The sequence below is a fragment of the Pseudomonas sp. AN3A02 genome (assembly GCF_011765255.1).
GTDB lineage: Bacteria > Pseudomonadota > Gammaproteobacteria > Pseudomonadales > Pseudomonadaceae > Aquipseudomonas.
Map to the genome: position 1 here is coordinate 342,213 of NZ_JAARNI010000003.1, position 14,869 is coordinate 357,081.

The window sequence follows — 14,869 nt, forward strand, 5'->3', positions numbered from 1 at the left end:
AGGTCCGGGCTCAAACGTAAAAGACACTGTAGGAGCGAGCTTGCTCGCGAAGAACTCACAGGCACCGCGTGCATCACTGGACGCGCGCGTAATCGTTGACGTTTTTCGCGAGCAAGCTCGCTCCTACAAAAAGCAATGCGGCAATTCAGGATTCAAATAAAGCGGTGTTTTCATCCAGCCAGCCCTGCAACAGCAGGGCCGCGGCGATGGCATCCACCGGGTTGTCGCGGTAGCTGCCTTTCTGCCCGCCACGGTCGCGGCGCTCGCCCTTGGCTTCAAAGGTGGTCAGGCGTTCGTCGTGGGTATAGAAGGGCAGGTTGTAGCGGCCATTCAGGCGGCGGGCGAATTTTTCGGCCCGCAGGCACATCTCGCTCGGGGTGCCGTCCATGTTCAAGGGCAGGCCGACCACGACGGCGTCGGGCTTCCATTCCTTGATCAGGGCTTCGACCTGGTTCCAGTCCGGCACGCCGTTCTGGGCTTTCAAGGTGCACAGCTCGCGGGCCTGGCCGGTGATGACCTGGCCGACCGCTACGCCGATCTGTTTGGTGCCGTAGTCAAAGCCGAGGATCAGACGCAAGGCCATCAGGCGTGCCCCGCCCGGCTGGTCAACAGGCTGAGGTTGATCCGCAGCTTGGCGGCGGCGGCTTCAAGGCGCAGTTCGCTGGGGGTGTTGAACAGGATGTCGGCGTCAAACGGGCACGTCAGCCAGGCATTGCTCGCCAGCTCGGCCTCCAGTTGCCCGGCTTCCCAGCCGGCGTAGCCCAGGGTGATCACGCTTTGATCAGGCCCGATGCCATCGGCGATGGCGAACAACACATCCTGGGAAGTGGAAAGCGACAGTCCTTCAAGGTCGACGGTCGCCTGGAATTTCGGCCCGGTAGGGTGCAGCACAAAACCCCGGTCAGTCTGCACTGGCCCGCCGATGTAGATCGGTACGTGCTGGCAGTTGGCGGGCGGGTCGATGTCCGGGCGCAGTTGCTCGAGGATATCGGCCAGGTTCAGGTCTTGCGGGCGGTTGACAACCAGCCCCATCGCACCATTGGCGGTGTGCTCGACGATGTAGGTCAAGGTCTGCGCAAAGTTCGGGTCGGCCATATGAGGCATGGCGATCAGGAATTGGTGCTTGAGGTAGGTCGGGCTGACATTTTTCATGTCCGCTAGTGTGGCGTTGGAGGGGCGAACTGACAAGCTGAGGATGCGCAGGAATTGGTTTGGCGTGTTGATTCTCTGTAGGAGCGAGCTTGCTCGCGAAAAACCGGAGAGCGCCGGGTTAAACCAGAAAGCTCGCGTTATCGTTAACGACCTTCGCGAGCAAGCTCGCTCCTACACAGAGCAGGGGCGGTTAGTTACTGGACAGTCGATCACCTTTGGCAAAGCGCCAGGTGCGAATGATTTCCAGGCGGTCGATGTCGTTCAAGTCCCCGGTAAACGGCGCAAAAGGCGCCGCCAGGCGCACGATGCGTTGCGCCGCCTGGTCCAGCAGCGGCTGGCCGGAGGACTCCAGCACCTGCACTTCATACAGGGTGCCGTCGCGGTTGATCGACACCAGCAGTCGCAAATTACCGTAGATCTGCTGGCGGCGCGCTTCGTCCGGGTAGTTCAGGTTGCCGATGCGCTCGACCTTCTTGCGCCACTCGTCCTTATACCAGGCGCCTTTGTCGCGCATGGTGGAGGCGGCGTTGAGGCGGTAGATCCGTGGGCGCTTGGCGTACAGCTGTTGTTCATGGGCCAGTTCGGCTTCCAGGCTGGAGATTTCACTGGAGAGTTGCGAGCTGTCAAACGTCGGGGCCGGCGGGGCAGGCGTGGGTTCAGTCTTGGCCTTTTCCCGTTGGGTGGGCGCTTTTTGCGGTTTGGGCGCAACGGTGGTCACGGCGGCCTTGGGTGCAGCCTGTTTCACCTCCGGCTTGGGCGCTGGCGGTGGCATGACCTTATTGACCTTATTGTCCTGGAACGGTGCCACTTCGGTGGTCTTGGGCACGGCCTTCTTGTCGAGGGTACCGCTGCCTTGCTGGTTGTCCTGGGCGAGAAAGTCAGCCTTTTCGGGCTTCTTTTCGCTCTTGAAGGTGGCGAGGGTGATTTCCAGGGTCTTGGTGATCTGCTTGGGTTCGGCAAAGGTGAAGCCCAGGCCGAGGATCAACGCCAGGTGAATCAACGCCGCGAGAAACAGGGTAAATCCGAGCCGATCAGCCGGGCGCACGCCGCTGTGGGAGAGTTCGGGGGGCAGATCGGGCGGGAGCGTCATGACAAGAAAACCAACATCGCGCGTTTCACAGGTGGCGCATGATAACGCAATGTTGGTTTGTGTCCGGCTGTTCTATGTCACTTGGCTTGTAGCTTGGAGGCAATGGCCGCCATCAGCATTTCGCCGATGTTCGTGCCAAATGCATTGTCGATCTCGCGAATACAGGTCGGACTGGTGACGTTGATCTCGGTGAGGTTTTCGCCGATTACGTCTAGTCCTACAAACAGCAGGCCCTTTTCACGCAGGGTTGGGCCGACTTGGGCGGCAATCCAGCGGTCCTTGTCCGTCAGCGGGCGGGCTTCACCCCGGCCACCGGCTGCCAGGTTGCCACGGGTCTCGCCGGCCGCCGGAATACGTGCCAGGCAATAAGGCACCGGCTCGCCATCGATCATCAGGATGCGCTTGTCGCCGTCCTTGATTGCGGGAATGTAGGCCTGGCCCATGATCTGCTGGGTGCCCAGCGCGGTCAGGGTTTCCAGGATCACCGACAGGTTCGGGTCGCCCGCGCGGTGGCGGAAGATCGACGTGCCGCCCATGCCGTCCAGCGGCTTGAGGATCACATCACCGTGCTTGGCGGCGAATTCACGCAGCACATCGGCACGGCGGCTGACAACGGTGGGCGGCGTGCACTGTGGGAACAGCGTGGCGAACAGCTTTTCATTGCAGTCGCGCAGGCTCTGGGGCTTGTTGACGATCAGCACGCCCGCGCGCTCGGCCTGCTCCAGCAGGTAGGTGGAATAGACGAACTCCATGTCGAACGGCGGATCCTTGCGCATCAGGATTACGTCGAGGTCGCTCAGGGGGCTGTCGATTTCGTCTTGCAGTTCGAACCACTTCTCAGGGTTGGCAAACACCTGCAGCGGGCGCATCCGCGCCCGCGCTTCACCGTCGCCCTGGTAAAGGTCCGGCTGCTCCATATAGAACAGGCTCCAGCCGCGGGCCTGGGCGGCCAGCAGCATGGCCAGCGAGCTATCCTTTTTATAGGAGATGCTGGCGATAGGGTCCATGACAATGCCGACGCGAACGCTCATGGGGTATTTCCTCTAGCAAATAAGGGCGCATAAAAGTGGCGTCAGAGTGGCGCTGCGGCTGTTGTGGGTCAAGGAAAAACCACCGCGCGGGTCGGCCGATAGATTGCGTTCTGAGACTGTGCTAAAAAGGCTGCCATGGCACATCAGCCCTTGAATTCCGAGGCTTTTGACGCTCGTCCTGTGCAACATCAGGCAGTACACACCGAAAACCTATTCGCTGTGGCGATGGTAGAGCAGATATGGAACAGCATTCCAACGCCTTGAAAGTGATGGTGATCGACGATTCGAAAACGATTCGCCGCACGGCCGAAACACTGTTGAAGAACGTAGGGTGCGACGTCATCACGGCCATCGACGGTTTCGATGCCCTGGCCAAGATTGTTGACCATCACCCGCACATTATCTTTGTCGACATCATGATGCCGCGCCTGGATGGCTATCAGACTTGCGCGCTGGTGAAGAACAACCCGGCGTTCAAGTCGATCCCGGTGATCATGTTGTCTTCCAAGGATGGTCTGTTCGACAAGGCCAAGGGGCGCATCGTCGGTTCTGATCAGTTTTTGACCAAGCCTTTCAGCAAGGAAGAACTGCTGAGCGCGATCAAGGCCTATGTACCGGGCTTCGCCGCAGTAGAACAAGCACACTGACGAGGGCCCCACGAGGGCTTGCGTCTACTAGATAAGTGGGGAAAACCATGGCACGTGTTCTGATCGTCGACGATTCGCCGACTGAAATGTACAAACTGACTGAAATGCTCGAAAAGCATGGTCATGAAGTCCTCAAGGCCCAGAACGGCGGCGACGGCGTCGCGCTGGCGCGCCAGGAAAAGCCTGACGCGGTATTGATGGACATCGTCATGCCCGGCCTCAATGGCTTCCAGGCCACCCGGCAGTTGACCAAAGACCCTGAAACCGGGCACATCCCGGTGATCATCATCACCACCAAGGATCAGGAAACCGACAAGATCTGGGGCGAGCGCCAGGGCGCCAAGGATTACCTGACCAAGCCTGTGGACGAAGAAACCCTGATCGCCACCCTGAACAAGGTGCTGGCCGGCTGACGGCACGTTCCCATGACCGAGTCGCAAACCGCCTTCGAGCTGCTGCTGGACATCGACCGCCGCTGCCGCTTGCTGGCTGCCGACCTGCCGTCCCAGGAAACCCGGCTGCACAGCTGGAGCGGGATCGGGTTTCGCCTGGGCGAGCACTGGTACGTGGCTCCCATGGGCGAGGTCGCAGAAGTGCTGCACGAACCGCGCTGCACCTTGATGCCCGGGGTCAAACCGTGGGTCAAGGGCGTGGCCAACCTGCGCGGGCGCTTGCTGCCGGTGATGGATTTGGGCGGGTTCCTCGGCCTTGAGCTGTCGGTGGCGCGCAAACAACGGCGGGTGCTGGTGGTGGAATATCAGGACGTGTTTGTCGGCCTGTTGGTGGACGAGGTGGTGGGCATGCAGCATTTCGCACAAGACGCATTGTCGACGAGCACTGCGGCCAGCGCGCCGTTTATCCAGGGCCAGTTCGACGGCGACCAGCTGTGGCAGGTCTTCAGCCCTTTCGCCCTGGCCCTGGCCCCAGGCTTCATGGATGTCGCCGCATGAGTACCGTCACTCCCGTCAAACCCCAGGAGGCTTCCCGCAGCCGCTCGCAGATCATCGTGCTGTTTATCGCGCTGATCGTGTTCATCATGCTGCTGTTCGCCAACTTCGCTTACCTCAACACCCAGTCCACCTACGACAAGCAGTACATCGGCCACGCCGGTGAGCTGCGGGTGCTGTCCCAACGCATCGCCAAGAACGCCACCGAGGCCGCCGCCGGCAAGGCGGCTGCGTTCAAGCTGCTGGGGGATGCGCGCAACGATTTTGCCCAGCGCTGGGGTTACCTGAAAAAAGGCGACCCGGCCACCGGCCTGCCCGCGGCACCTACCGCCGTTCGCGCAGAAATGCGCGCGGTGCAGACCGACTGGGAAGCGCTGCTGAAAAACGCCGATGCGATTCTGGCCAGCGAACAGACGGTGTTGTCGCTGCACCAAGTGGCTGCCACCTTGGCGGAAACGGTGCCGCAGTTGCAGGTCGAGTCGGAAAAGGTTGTGGACATCCTCCTGCAACGCGGCGCGCCGGCCAGCCAGGTGGCTTTGGCCCAGCGCCAGTCGTTGCTGGCTGAGCGCATCCTCGGTGCGGTGAACACCGTGCTGGCGGGCGACGAAACCGCGGTGCAGGCCGCCGATGCCTTTGGCCGCGATGCCAACCGTTTCGGCCAGGTGCTCAACGGCATGCTCCAGGGCAACCCTGGGCTGCGTATCTCTCAGGTAGAAGATCACGATGCGCGGGCGCGGCTGGCGGAAATCGCCGAGCTGTTCGAATTCGTCTCCGGCTCCGTGGATGAAATCCTCGAGACCTCGCCGCAACTGTTCCAGGTGCGCGCCTCTGCGAGCAATATTTTCAACCTGTCGCAAACCCTGCTGGACGAAGCCTCGCACCTGGCCACCGGTTTTGAAAACCTGGCCGACGGGCGCACCTTCGACACCATCGGCGGCTACGTGCTGGGCTTGCTGGCGCTGGCCTCGATCATCCTGATCGGCCTGGTGATGGTCCGCGAGACCAACCGCCAGTTGCGGGAAACCGCTGAAAAAAACGAGCGCAACCAGAACGCGATCATGCGCCTGCTGGATGAGATTGAAGACCTGGCCGACGGCGACCTGACCGTCACCGCCTCGGTCACCGAAGACTTCACCGGCACCATCGCCGACTCCATCAACTATTCCGTGGACCAGCTGCGCGACCTGGTGGCGACCATCAACCTCACCGCCGGCCAGGTGGCTGGCGCGGTGCAGGACACCCAGGCCACCGCCATGCACCTGGCCCAAGCGTCGGAGCATCAAGCGCAACAGATTGCCGAAGCGTCCACGGCGATCAACCAGATGGCCCAGTCCATCGACCAGGTGTCGGCCAACGCCGCCGAATCTTCGGCAGTGGCCGAGCGTTCGGTAGAGATCGCCAACAAGGGCAATGAGGTGGTGCACAACACCATCCACGGGATGGACAACATCCGCGAACAGATCCAGGACACCGCCAAGCGCATCAAGCGCCTGGGGGAATCGTCCCAGGAGATTGGCGACATCGTCAGCCTGATCGACGACATCGCCGAGCAGACCAACATCCTCGCCCTCAACGCGGCGATCCAGGCGAGCATGGCCGGTGACGCCGGGCGTGGTTTTGCGGTGGTGGCCGATGAAGTACAGCGCCTGGCCGAGCGTTCTTCAGCGGCGACGCGGCAGATCGAAACCCTGGTGCGGGCGATCCAGACGGACACCAACGAAGCGGTGATTTCCATGGAGCAGACCACCACCGAAGTGGTGCGCGGTGCGCGGCTGGCCCAGGACGCCGGCGTGGCGCTGGAAGAGATTGAAGGTGTGTCGAAAACCCTGGCGGCGTTGATCCAGAGTATTTCCAACGCGGCGCAGCAGCAGACGTCGTCGGCGGGGCAGATTTCGTTGACGATGAACGTGATTCAGCAGATCACCACTCAGACTTCCTCTGGTTCCACGGCCACTGCCGAGAGCATCGGCAACCTGGCAAAAATGGCCAGTCAGCTGCGGCGGTCGGTGTCGGGGTTCACCTTGCCGCCAGCCCCGTAGGAGCGAGCTTGCTCGCGAAAAACCCGAGAGCGCCGCGTTCATTCAGAATGCCCGCGTCATCGTTAGCGCTCTTCGCGAGCAAGCTCGCTCCTACAGGGCGTTATGTTCAAGCAACACGGCAACTCATGAATTCAGACGGGAGCAGTTATGGTTGATCGGCACGACTACGTGGCCCTCGAATGGGTCAAGGGCGAAATTGCCGAAACCCTGAAACAGGCCCGTTCGGCGCTGGACGCCTATGTAGAAGAAGGCAGCAGCGAAGCCATCGGCCAATGCCTGGAATGCATCCATCAGGTCCATGGCAGTTTGCTGATGGTCGAGTTCTACGGCGCAGCCCTGTTCGCCGAAGAAATGGAGCAACTGGCCCTCGCCCTGCAAGGCGCGCGCGTCAGCCAGCGCGACGAAGGTATTCGCCTGCTGCAACAGGGCCTCGGCCAACTGCCGCTGTACCTCGACCGCGTACACAGCGCCCGACGCGACCTGCCCTTGGTGGTGTTGCCGCTGCTCAACGACCTGCGCAGCGTACGCGGCGAAAGCCTGCTCTCGGAAACCAGTCTGTTCAGCCCGCAACTGCTGATTATCCCGCCACTGCCCGAGGAGGCGCTGGCCCAGCGCACGCCGGAGGGTTTCCCCGAGCTGCTGCGTCAGTGGCGGCAGATGCTGCAACAGGCGCTGGTCGGTTTGTTGCGCGAAGACCACGGCCCCAGCAACCTGGAAGACATGGCACGGGTTTTCGCCCGCCTCGAAGCCCTGTGCCATGGTGCGCCGCTGTTACCGTTGTGGCAGGTGACCTCGGCGCTGGTGGAAGGCATGCTCATTGGCGTGGTCGCCAACAGCCCGGCGTTGCGCAGTTTGCTCAAAGCCTGCGACAAGGAACTCAAGCGCCTGCTGATCCAGGGCATCAACGGCATCAACACCCCGGCCCCGGATGAGTTGCTCAAGAGCCTGTTGTTCTACGTTGCCAAAGTCACCCGACCGACTCCACGGATGCAAAGTTTGAAAGAACGTTATGGCCTCGATGAAGCCCTGCCCGACAGCGCCGTGGTGGACGCCGAACGCGCCCGCCTGGCCGGCCCGGACCGCGACGCCATGGGCTCGGTGCTCGGCGCGCTGTGTGAGGAGCTGGTGCGGGTCAAGGAACGCCTGGACCTGTTCGTACGCAGCGACCGCCAGCACGCCTCCGACCTTGAAGCCTTGCTGGCGCCCTTGCGCCAGATCGCCGATACCCTGGCGGTATTGGGTTTCGGCCAGCCGCGCAAAGTGATCATCGACCAATTGGCGGTGGTGCTCGGCCTGGCCCAAGGGCAGCGCGAGCCCAACGACGCGGTATTGATGGATGTCGCCGGTGCGTTGCTCTACGTCGAGGCCACGCTGGCCGGGATGGTCGGCACTGTCGAGCCGGAACGCCGCGAAGAAAGCCGCCTGCCCACCACCGATTTGACGCAGATCCACCACCTGGTGATCCGCGAATCCTGCCAGTGCCTGACCCAGGCCAAAGAGCTGGTGATCGACTGCATCGAAGCCCATTGGGACCGCCAGCGTCTGGAGTCACTGCCCGAGTTGCTGACCCAGGTGCGTGGTGCCCTGGCGATGATTCCGCTGCCGCGTGCGGCGAGCCTGATGCGCGGCTGCAATGACTACGTCAACGAGCAACTGATGGTCAGTGAGGCCGCGCCTTCCGAGGCGCAGCTCGAGCATTTTGCCGATGTGCTCACCAGTCTCGAGTATTACCTCGAACGCATGCTGCAGGACCACGACGCCCCGGGCGAACGGGTGCTGGAAGTCGCCGCCGAAGGCCTCGCTGCACTGGGCTATTTGCCGGCCGAGAAGCCGTGGCGCCAGGCGCTGCTCGCCCAGGATGACACGCCGGCGGAACAAACCCCGTTTCTCGCGGATGCGCTGGCCAGCCCCACCTCGCGCCTCAACCCGCCAGCCCTCCAACGCCCTGGCAGCCTGCTGCCACCGCCTGCCGGCGAAGAGCCCATCGACGACGAACTGCGGGAAGTGTTCCTCGAAGAAACCACCGAAGTCCTCGACGTGCTGCACCGCTACGTACCTACCGGCACCGCGAGCCTGGAAGACAAGGCCACCCTGAGCGAAATGCGCCGCGCCTTCCACACCTTGAAAGGCAGTGGTCGCATGGTCCGCGCGTTGGTGTTGGCGGAGCTGGCCTGGGCGGTGGAAAACCTGCTCAACCGCATACTGGAACGCAGCGTTGCGCCGGGCCCTGATGTGCAAGCGGTGCTGGATGACGTGCTGGAATTGCTGCCTGAGCTGATCACCGATTTCGCCGACGATGCCCAGCGCCAGCGCGACGACGTAGACGAACTGGCGGCGCGGGCTCACGCCCTGGCCAGCGGTGTCGAACCGTCGGCCACAGACCCGGCCACCCTGGACCCGCAGTTGCTGGAGATCTTCCGCAACGAAGCCCAGAGCCACCTCGACAGCCTCAACCATTTCCTGCAACAGGCCACCGAGCACCTGCCGCTGCAAGTCAGCGATGAACTGCAGCGCGCACTGCACACCCTCAAGGGCAGTGCCTACATGGCCGGTGTGTTGCCCATCGCCGAACTGGCGCGACCGCTGGATCACCTGACCCGCGAATACAAGGCCCATCGCCTGCCGCTTGACCTGGATGAAATCGAATTGCTGCTGGAAGCCGAGGCGCTGTTCCAGCGCGGGGTGCGCCAGCTGGACAGCGATCCCCATGCGCCCATCACCGGTGCGGCAGGGTTGATCGAACGCACACAGAACTTGCTGAACAGCCAGCTTGAAGCCTTGCTGAATGCGCCCAACACCGGCCTGCGGATCAAGCGCGACCCGCAGTTGATTGCCAACTTCCTGGCCCAGGGCATGGATATCCTGCTGGACGCCGAAAGCCTGCTGCGCCGCTGGCAACAACATCCCGGCGAGCGCCAGGAACTGAGTGCACTGCTGGACGAGCTGACCACCCTCGGCGAAGGCGCGCACCTGGCCGACCTGCACCCGATGGATGAGTTGTGCGAAGCCTTGCTCGACCTCTATGGCGCGGTGGAAGAAAGCAGCCTGGCGGTCAGCGAGCGCTTCTTCCACGAGGCTGAACAGGCCCACGAAGCGCTGATCAACATGCTCGACCAACTGGCTGCCGGCCAGGAAATCAGCGCGGCTCCGGCACGGGTTCGAGCCCTGCGCGAGCTGTTGGATGAAGGCCTCGACCCGTCCGCCACCGGCTTGATCAAAACCGATGGCAGCCGTGCGCTGAGCATTTCCGAACTGGGCGCCGCCACGGCGAAGTTGGACCAAGGTTTTGCGGTAGACGATGAGATCGTCGAGATCTTCCTTGAAGAGGCGGTAGACATTCTCGACAGCGCCGGCCAGTCCCTGAAACGCTGGCTGCTGGACCCGGATAACGCAGCACCGCTGTCGTCGTTGCAACGGGATTTGCACACCCTCAAGGGTGGTGCACGCATGGCTGAAATCGGTGCGGTGGGCGACCTGGCCCTTGAGTTGGAAAACCTTTACGAAGGCTTGGTGGACCGTCGCTACAGCTATTCCAGCGAGTTGGCGAACGTGTTGATGGCCAGTCATGAGCGACTGGCACTGCTGCTTGAGCAACTGCAACACCAGCAGCCGCTGAGCGACTCCACCGACCTGATCAGCCACTTGCGTGAGTTGCGCCAAGGCCCCGTACAAGCGGCGCCCGCAGCCGCCGCCGAAGTCGAGACACCAGGCAGTGATCCCGAGCTGCTGGATATCTTTCTCGAAGAAGCCGCCGACATCCTCGACAGCTCCGGCGCCGCGCTGTTGCGCTGGCAGGCCGAGCCAAAAAATCGCCAGGAAGTCGAGACACTGCTGCGCGACCTGCACACCCTCAAGGGTGGCGCCCGCATGGTCGAGATCGGCCCGATTGGCGACCTGGCCCATGAGCTGGAGTTTCTCTACGAGGGCTTGTCGGCAGGGTTGCTGGCGCCCTCGGCTGAACTCTTCGCGTTGCTGCAAGGCTGCCACGACCGCCTGGCGCAGATGATCGATGCAGTGGCGGCGGGAATGCCGGTGGGCTCGGTGGATCTGCTGATCGAGCGGATCAAAAGCCTGGTGCATCCGGCTGAAGTGACGGCCGCACCGGTGGCGTTGGCGGCCACCAAAACCGAAGCGGTGCCGGCCAGCGATCCGGCCGCCGACATGGTGAAGATCTCTGCCGACTTGCTGGATGACCTGGTCAACCTGGCCGGTGAAACGTCGATCTTTCGCGGGCGTATCGAGCAACAGGTCAACGACGCGAGCATCGCCCTGCACGAAGTGGAAACCACCATCGAGCGCATGCGCGACCAACTGCGCCGGCTCGACACCGAAACCCAGGGTCGCATTCTCAGCCGCCAACAGGCTGAGGCCGAACGCCTGGGCTACGAAGAATTCGACCCGCTGGAAATGGACCGCCATTCCCAACTGCAACAACTGTCCCGGGCCCTGTTCGAGTCAGCCTCCGACCTGCTCGACCTCAAGGAAACCCTCGAGCGTCGCAACCAGGATGCCCACAACCTTTTGCAGCAACAGGCGCGCATCAACACCGAGTTGCAAGAAGGCCTGATGCGCACGCGCATGGTGCCCTTCGAACGCATGCTGCCGCGCCTTAAACGCATCGTGCGGCAGGTGGCGGGCGAGTTGGGCAAGGATGTGGAATTTATCGTCGGTAACGCCGAAGGCGAGATGGACCGCAACGTGCTGGAACGCATGGTCGCGCCGTTGGAACACATGCTGCGCAACGCCGTCGACCATGGCCTGGAATCCCGCGATGCGCGGTTGCTGGCGGGCAAGCCTGAAAAAGGCCGGATCACGCTGGACCTGACCCACGAAGGCGGCGACATCGTTTTCGACATGCGCGACGACGGCGCCGGCGTGCCGCTTGAAGCGGTTCGGCGCAAGGCGATCAAGCGCGGTTTGCTCGACCCCAACCTGGAAATCAGCGACCGCGACGTGTTGCAGTTCATCCTGCAACCGGGGTTTTCCACCGCCGAAAAAATCACTCAGATTTCCGGGCGTGGCGTCGGCATGGACGTGGTGCATGAAGAAGTGCGCCAGCTGGGCGGTTCGATGGTTATCGATTCGACGCCGGGGGAGGGCGTGCACTTTCGCATTCGCCTGCCGTTCACCGTGTCGGTCAACCAGGCGTTGATGGTGCAGTGCGCGGACGATCAATACGCGATCCCGCTGAACACCATCGAAGGCCTGGTGCGGGTTATGCCCCATGAGCTGGAAGGGCACTATCAACTGAATCCGCCGCGTTACGAATACGCCGGCCAGCGCTACGAGCTGTTCTACCTTGGCGACCTGCTGCACACCGTTGGCCGCCCGAACCTGCTCGGCCAATACCAGCCGCTGCCGGTGTTGCTGGTGCAGTGCAACGAGCGGCGCGTGGCGGTGCAGGTAGATGCCATGGCCGGCACCCGGGAGATCGTGGTCAAGGGCCTGGGGCCGCAATTTGCCGGGGTGAAGGGCCTGTCGGGCGCAACCATCCTCGGCGATGGCCGCGTGGTGCTGATCATCGACCTGCTGGCGCATATCCGCGCGCGGCCACCGGCCTTGCCGGCCCAGGCGGTCGAGGCGCCCTTGATCCTCAACGACCCCCTGAAAAAGCGCCCGTTGCTGGTACTGGTGGTGGACGACTCGGTCACCGTGCGCAAAGTCACCAGCCGCCTGCTGGAGCGCAACGGCATGAACGTCCTCACCGCCAAGGACGGCATCGACGCCATGGCCGTGCTGGAAGAACACACCCCGGACCTGATGCTGCTCGACATCGAAATGCCGCGCATGGACGGCTTCGAAGTGGCGATCCAGGTGCGCGACGACCCACGGCTGATGCGCATGCCCATCATCATGATCACCTCCCGCACCGGGCAAAAACATCGCGACCGGGCCATGGCGATTGGCGTCAACGACTACCTCGGCAAGCCTTATCAAGAGTCGGTGTTGCTGGAAAGCATCGCTTATTGGAGCAAGTCCCGTGCTTGATCACCGCGCTACGCAACTCACTGGCTTGCTGCTGCCATTGGCCGACCGCCACCTGTTATTGCCCAACGTCGCCGTGGCCGAGCTGATCGACTTCCAGCGCGGCGAACCGGCCAGCGACGCGCCGCCGTGGTACCTGCGGCAAGTCACATGGCGGGATCGGCAGTTGCCGTTGATCAGCTTTGAAGCGGCGTGTGGCGAGTCGGGCGTGGTGGGAGAGCGCGCACGGATTGTGGTGCTGAACGCCCTTGGAGGACGGCCGACGTTGAAGTTTATCGCGTTGGTGATCCAGGGAATTCCGCGTTCGTACAAGCTCGATAGCCAGCTGAGTTATGTGGACGTACCGCTGTGCCCGCTGGAACTGGCGGCGGTGCAGGTGGGGGAGCATGTGGCCAGGGTGCCGGATTTGATGGGGTTGGAGGCGTTGTTGGTGGAGGCGGGGTTGGCCTGATCTACACATTTTCTATAAGCAATAACATACGCTCAACTGCGCACGAAAGCCTGAAGCGGGCCGTAGTCATTTATGTCGGCGGCACGCAGTGCATGGATATATAACGTGCGTACTTCACTGGCTGCCATCAGGTTCGCGCTTCCCCAAGAGAACGGAGCGAGCCCGTGCTGCCTCAGGAGGCAGTCGGCCATAAGGCGTGAGTGTCGTCCGTTTCCATTGGGGAATGGGTGCAACGACACGAGTTGGTGGTGGAAGCGCACAGCCACCTCTTCGGCAGGGAACACGTCGTGCTCCAGCCAGTAGGTCGTGTTATCGAGTAACTGGCGCAGGTTGACTGAGATTTTTGTCCAGTCGCAGCCAATATTTTTGTCGGACTTGCGAAACGTCCCGGCCCAGATCCAGGTATCGCTGAACATTTTGATGTGAAGTTGACGGCAGAAGTGTTCGTCCAGGACGTCCAACTTTTTTTGCCGCCCAAGCCAGCGTATGGCCTTGATGATGTTTGCCGCTTCCCATTCATCAAGTTCACCTTGAGTACCGATGTGCTTTGGCTTCAGGCCTGCGGCTTCATCAAGGTCTAACGGTGTTTGCCCAGGTTTGAGTTCAAGTTCTATCGCCATAGTCGAGCCCACGATCCGGAGAGCAGTTCTTTGCGTCGATCGTCCACTTGGCTTTCGATGAACGTATCTGAAGGCCGCTGATCTTCAAGGCTCATTGTGTGGGTGACCCCCATAATCTCTTGTCTGGCCAGCCACTCGGCGCGGGCTTCAACCGTCTGGTGCAGTGGTTTTCGCGGCACCAGGGCGTAAACGAGCTCGCAGTCCAAACCCGCCGCCAGCTTGCGTAATTGCGCGAGTGTGATCCGATCTTCGGCTTCGGCCCGTTCCGACTGTTGCAAGGTTGCGAAGGCCACGCCAACCAAGGCTGCTTGAGCCCTTAACGATCGACCCAGTGCTTCCCTGATGGAGCGCAGCCAGCCGCCCGGCGGCGTGGGCTTGCCCCGCAGTGCTTCAAAGGGTTCGAGTGCCCGCTCCACTTGGGTAAGGCGCAATTTAAAGAGATCGGACGAGGCCATGAGATGCCACCTTTTTTAGCCTGGAAATATTCGTATCCAGCTTATTGTATGCCCTTAAGCATACGTTTTAATATTAATTGATAGGTTATGACCATACATAATTATCTACTATGTATGCTCAAATGCGATCAATAATAGGAATCTAGTATGGCTATAGGCAATCGGTATGGATGAGTTCCTGTGATCCTTGTAGTGAGCGAGGTAAGCCCGCTCACTACAACTCCGCTTGGTCGTTGGCGCTTTGCATTCGGCCGCTTTCAGCGGCTATACGATTTGGAAATGAAGGCTAGATGGGACGATTCCGAGCAACAACCCGAAAAGTTCGTAGGAACAATCGGCGCGTGTTTGCCTTCGGATTTTTCCTGCAACCTCTCGCGCTGTGCATGAACTTGTTGTGCTCTGTGATCGCGCCTAGTCTTCGTCCGTCATCGCAAAAAACGGTGACACGGACG

12 protein-coding genes are annotated in these 14,869 nt (G+C 61.6%); 6 read left to right on the forward strand and 6 right to left on the reverse strand.

Annotation, left to right across the window (positions count from 1 at the left end):
- Nucleotides 1-145: 145 nt before the first annotated feature.
- The 4 genes from ruvX to gshB form a co-directional block, all read right to left on the reverse strand.
- Nucleotides 146-583 (reverse strand): Holliday junction resolvase RuvX, encoded by a 438-nt coding sequence (ruvX, locus tag HBJ59_RS16110; protein ID WP_003213744.1) that lies wholly within the window; start codon nt 581-583, stop codon nt 146-148.
- The gene (locus HBJ59_RS16115) at nt 583-1,152 is read right to left on the reverse strand and encodes a YqgE/AlgH family protein (RefSeq protein ID WP_167664096.1); all 570 of its coding nucleotides are present in this window, start codon (nt 1,150-1,152) and stop codon (nt 583-585) included. Before HBJ59_RS16115 ends, ruvX begins: the two co-directional genes overlap by 1 nt.
- 190 nt (nt 1,153-1,342) lie before the next feature.
- Nucleotides 1,343-2,242, reverse strand: coding sequence for an energy transducer TonB (locus tag HBJ59_RS16120; protein ID WP_167664097.1), 900 nt, complete (start codon nt 2,240-2,242; stop codon nt 1,343-1,345).
- Between the two features lie 77 nt (nt 2,243-2,319).
- Nucleotides 2,320-3,273: a glutathione synthase gene (gshB, locus tag HBJ59_RS16125; protein WP_010167673.1), complete on the reverse strand. Its 954-nt coding sequence runs from the start codon at nt 3,271-3,273 to the stop codon at nt 2,320-2,322.
- Between the two features lie 239 nt (nt 3,274-3,512).
- Between gshB and pilG the strand changes: the two genes are divergently transcribed.
- From pilG to HBJ59_RS16155, 6 genes are all read left to right on the forward strand, one after another.
- Nucleotides 3,513-3,920 (forward strand): twitching motility response regulator PilG, encoded by a 408-nt coding sequence (pilG, locus tag HBJ59_RS16130; protein WP_003213736.1) that lies wholly within the window; start codon nt 3,513-3,515, stop codon nt 3,918-3,920.
- A 47-nt stretch (nt 3,921-3,967) separates the two neighbouring features.
- Entirely contained in the window at nt 3,968-4,333 is a 366-nt protein-coding gene (pilH, locus tag HBJ59_RS16135) for a twitching motility response regulator PilH (protein WP_017476512.1), read from the forward strand.
- A 12-nt stretch (nt 4,334-4,345) separates the two neighbouring features.
- On the forward strand, nt 4,346-4,870 hold the full coding sequence (locus HBJ59_RS16140; RefSeq protein WP_167664098.1) for a chemotaxis protein CheW: 525 nt from the start codon (nt 4,346-4,348) through the stop codon (nt 4,868-4,870).
- Nucleotides 4,867-6,906 carry a methyl-accepting chemotaxis protein gene (locus HBJ59_RS16145; RefSeq protein WP_076017745.1) on the forward strand — a complete coding sequence of 680 codons (2,040 nt, stop codon included), beginning with the start codon at nt 4,867-4,869 and terminating at the stop codon, nt 6,904-6,906. Before HBJ59_RS16140 ends, HBJ59_RS16145 begins: the two co-directional genes overlap by 4 nt.
- 147 nt (nt 6,907-7,053) lie before the next feature.
- Nucleotides 7,054-12,894 carry an Hpt domain-containing protein gene (locus tag HBJ59_RS16150; protein ID WP_167664099.1) on the forward strand — a complete coding sequence of 1,947 codons (5,841 nt, stop codon included), beginning with the start codon at nt 7,054-7,056 and terminating at the stop codon, nt 12,892-12,894.
- Complete coding sequence (locus HBJ59_RS16155; RefSeq protein ID WP_010167660.1) at nt 12,887-13,342, forward strand: chemotaxis protein CheW; 456 nt, start codon at nt 12,887-12,889, stop codon at nt 13,340-13,342. Before HBJ59_RS16150 ends, HBJ59_RS16155 begins: the two co-directional genes overlap by 8 nt.
- 32 nt (nt 13,343-13,374) lie before the next feature.
- On the opposite strand, the gene HBJ59_RS16160 is transcribed toward HBJ59_RS16155, so the two are convergent.
- Both HBJ59_RS16160 and HBJ59_RS16165 read right to left on the reverse strand, forming a co-directional pair.
- On the reverse strand, nt 13,375-13,962 hold the full coding sequence (locus HBJ59_RS16160; RefSeq protein ID WP_167664100.1) for a mobile mystery protein B: 588 nt from the start codon (nt 13,960-13,962) through the stop codon (nt 13,375-13,377).
- The gene (locus HBJ59_RS16165) at nt 13,953-14,417 is read right to left on the reverse strand and encodes a mobile mystery protein A (protein WP_076017748.1); all 465 of its coding nucleotides are present in this window, start codon (nt 14,415-14,417) and stop codon (nt 13,953-13,955) included. Before HBJ59_RS16165 ends, HBJ59_RS16160 begins: the two co-directional genes overlap by 10 nt.
- Between the last annotated feature and the right edge of the window lie 452 nt (nt 14,418-14,869).

Coding starts and splice junctions, on each gene's coding strand:
- ruvX (WP_003213744.1), bottom strand. CDS start 583: ATGGCCTTGCGTCTGATCCTCGGCTTTGACTACGGCACCAAACAGATC.
- HBJ59_RS16115 (WP_167664096.1), bottom strand. CDS start 1,152: ATGAAAAATGTCAGCCCGACCTACCTCAAGCACCAATTCCTGATCGCC.
- HBJ59_RS16120 (WP_167664097.1), bottom strand. CDS start 2,242: ATGACGCTCCCGCCCGATCTGCCCCCCGAACTCTCCCACAGCGGCGTG.
- gshB (WP_010167673.1), bottom strand. CDS start 3,273: ATGAGCGTTCGCGTCGGCATTGTCATGGACCCTATCGCCAGCATCTCC.
- pilG (WP_003213736.1), top strand. CDS start 3,513: ATGGAACAGCATTCCAACGCCTTGAAAGTGATGGTGATCGACGATTCG.
- pilH (WP_017476512.1), top strand. CDS start 3,968: ATGGCACGTGTTCTGATCGTCGACGATTCGCCGACTGAAATGTACAAA.
- HBJ59_RS16140 (WP_167664098.1), top strand. CDS start 4,346: ATGACCGAGTCGCAAACCGCCTTCGAGCTGCTGCTGGACATCGACCGC.
- HBJ59_RS16145 (WP_076017745.1), top strand. CDS start 4,867: ATGAGTACCGTCACTCCCGTCAAACCCCAGGAGGCTTCCCGCAGCCGC.
- HBJ59_RS16150 (WP_167664099.1), top strand. CDS start 7,054: ATGGTTGATCGGCACGACTACGTGGCCCTCGAATGGGTCAAGGGCGAA.
- HBJ59_RS16160 (WP_167664100.1), bottom strand. CDS start 13,962: ATGGCGATAGAACTTGAACTCAAACCTGGGCAAACACCGTTAGACCTT.
- HBJ59_RS16165 (WP_076017748.1), bottom strand. CDS start 14,417: ATGGCCTCGTCCGATCTCTTTAAATTGCGCCTTACCCAAGTGGAGCGG.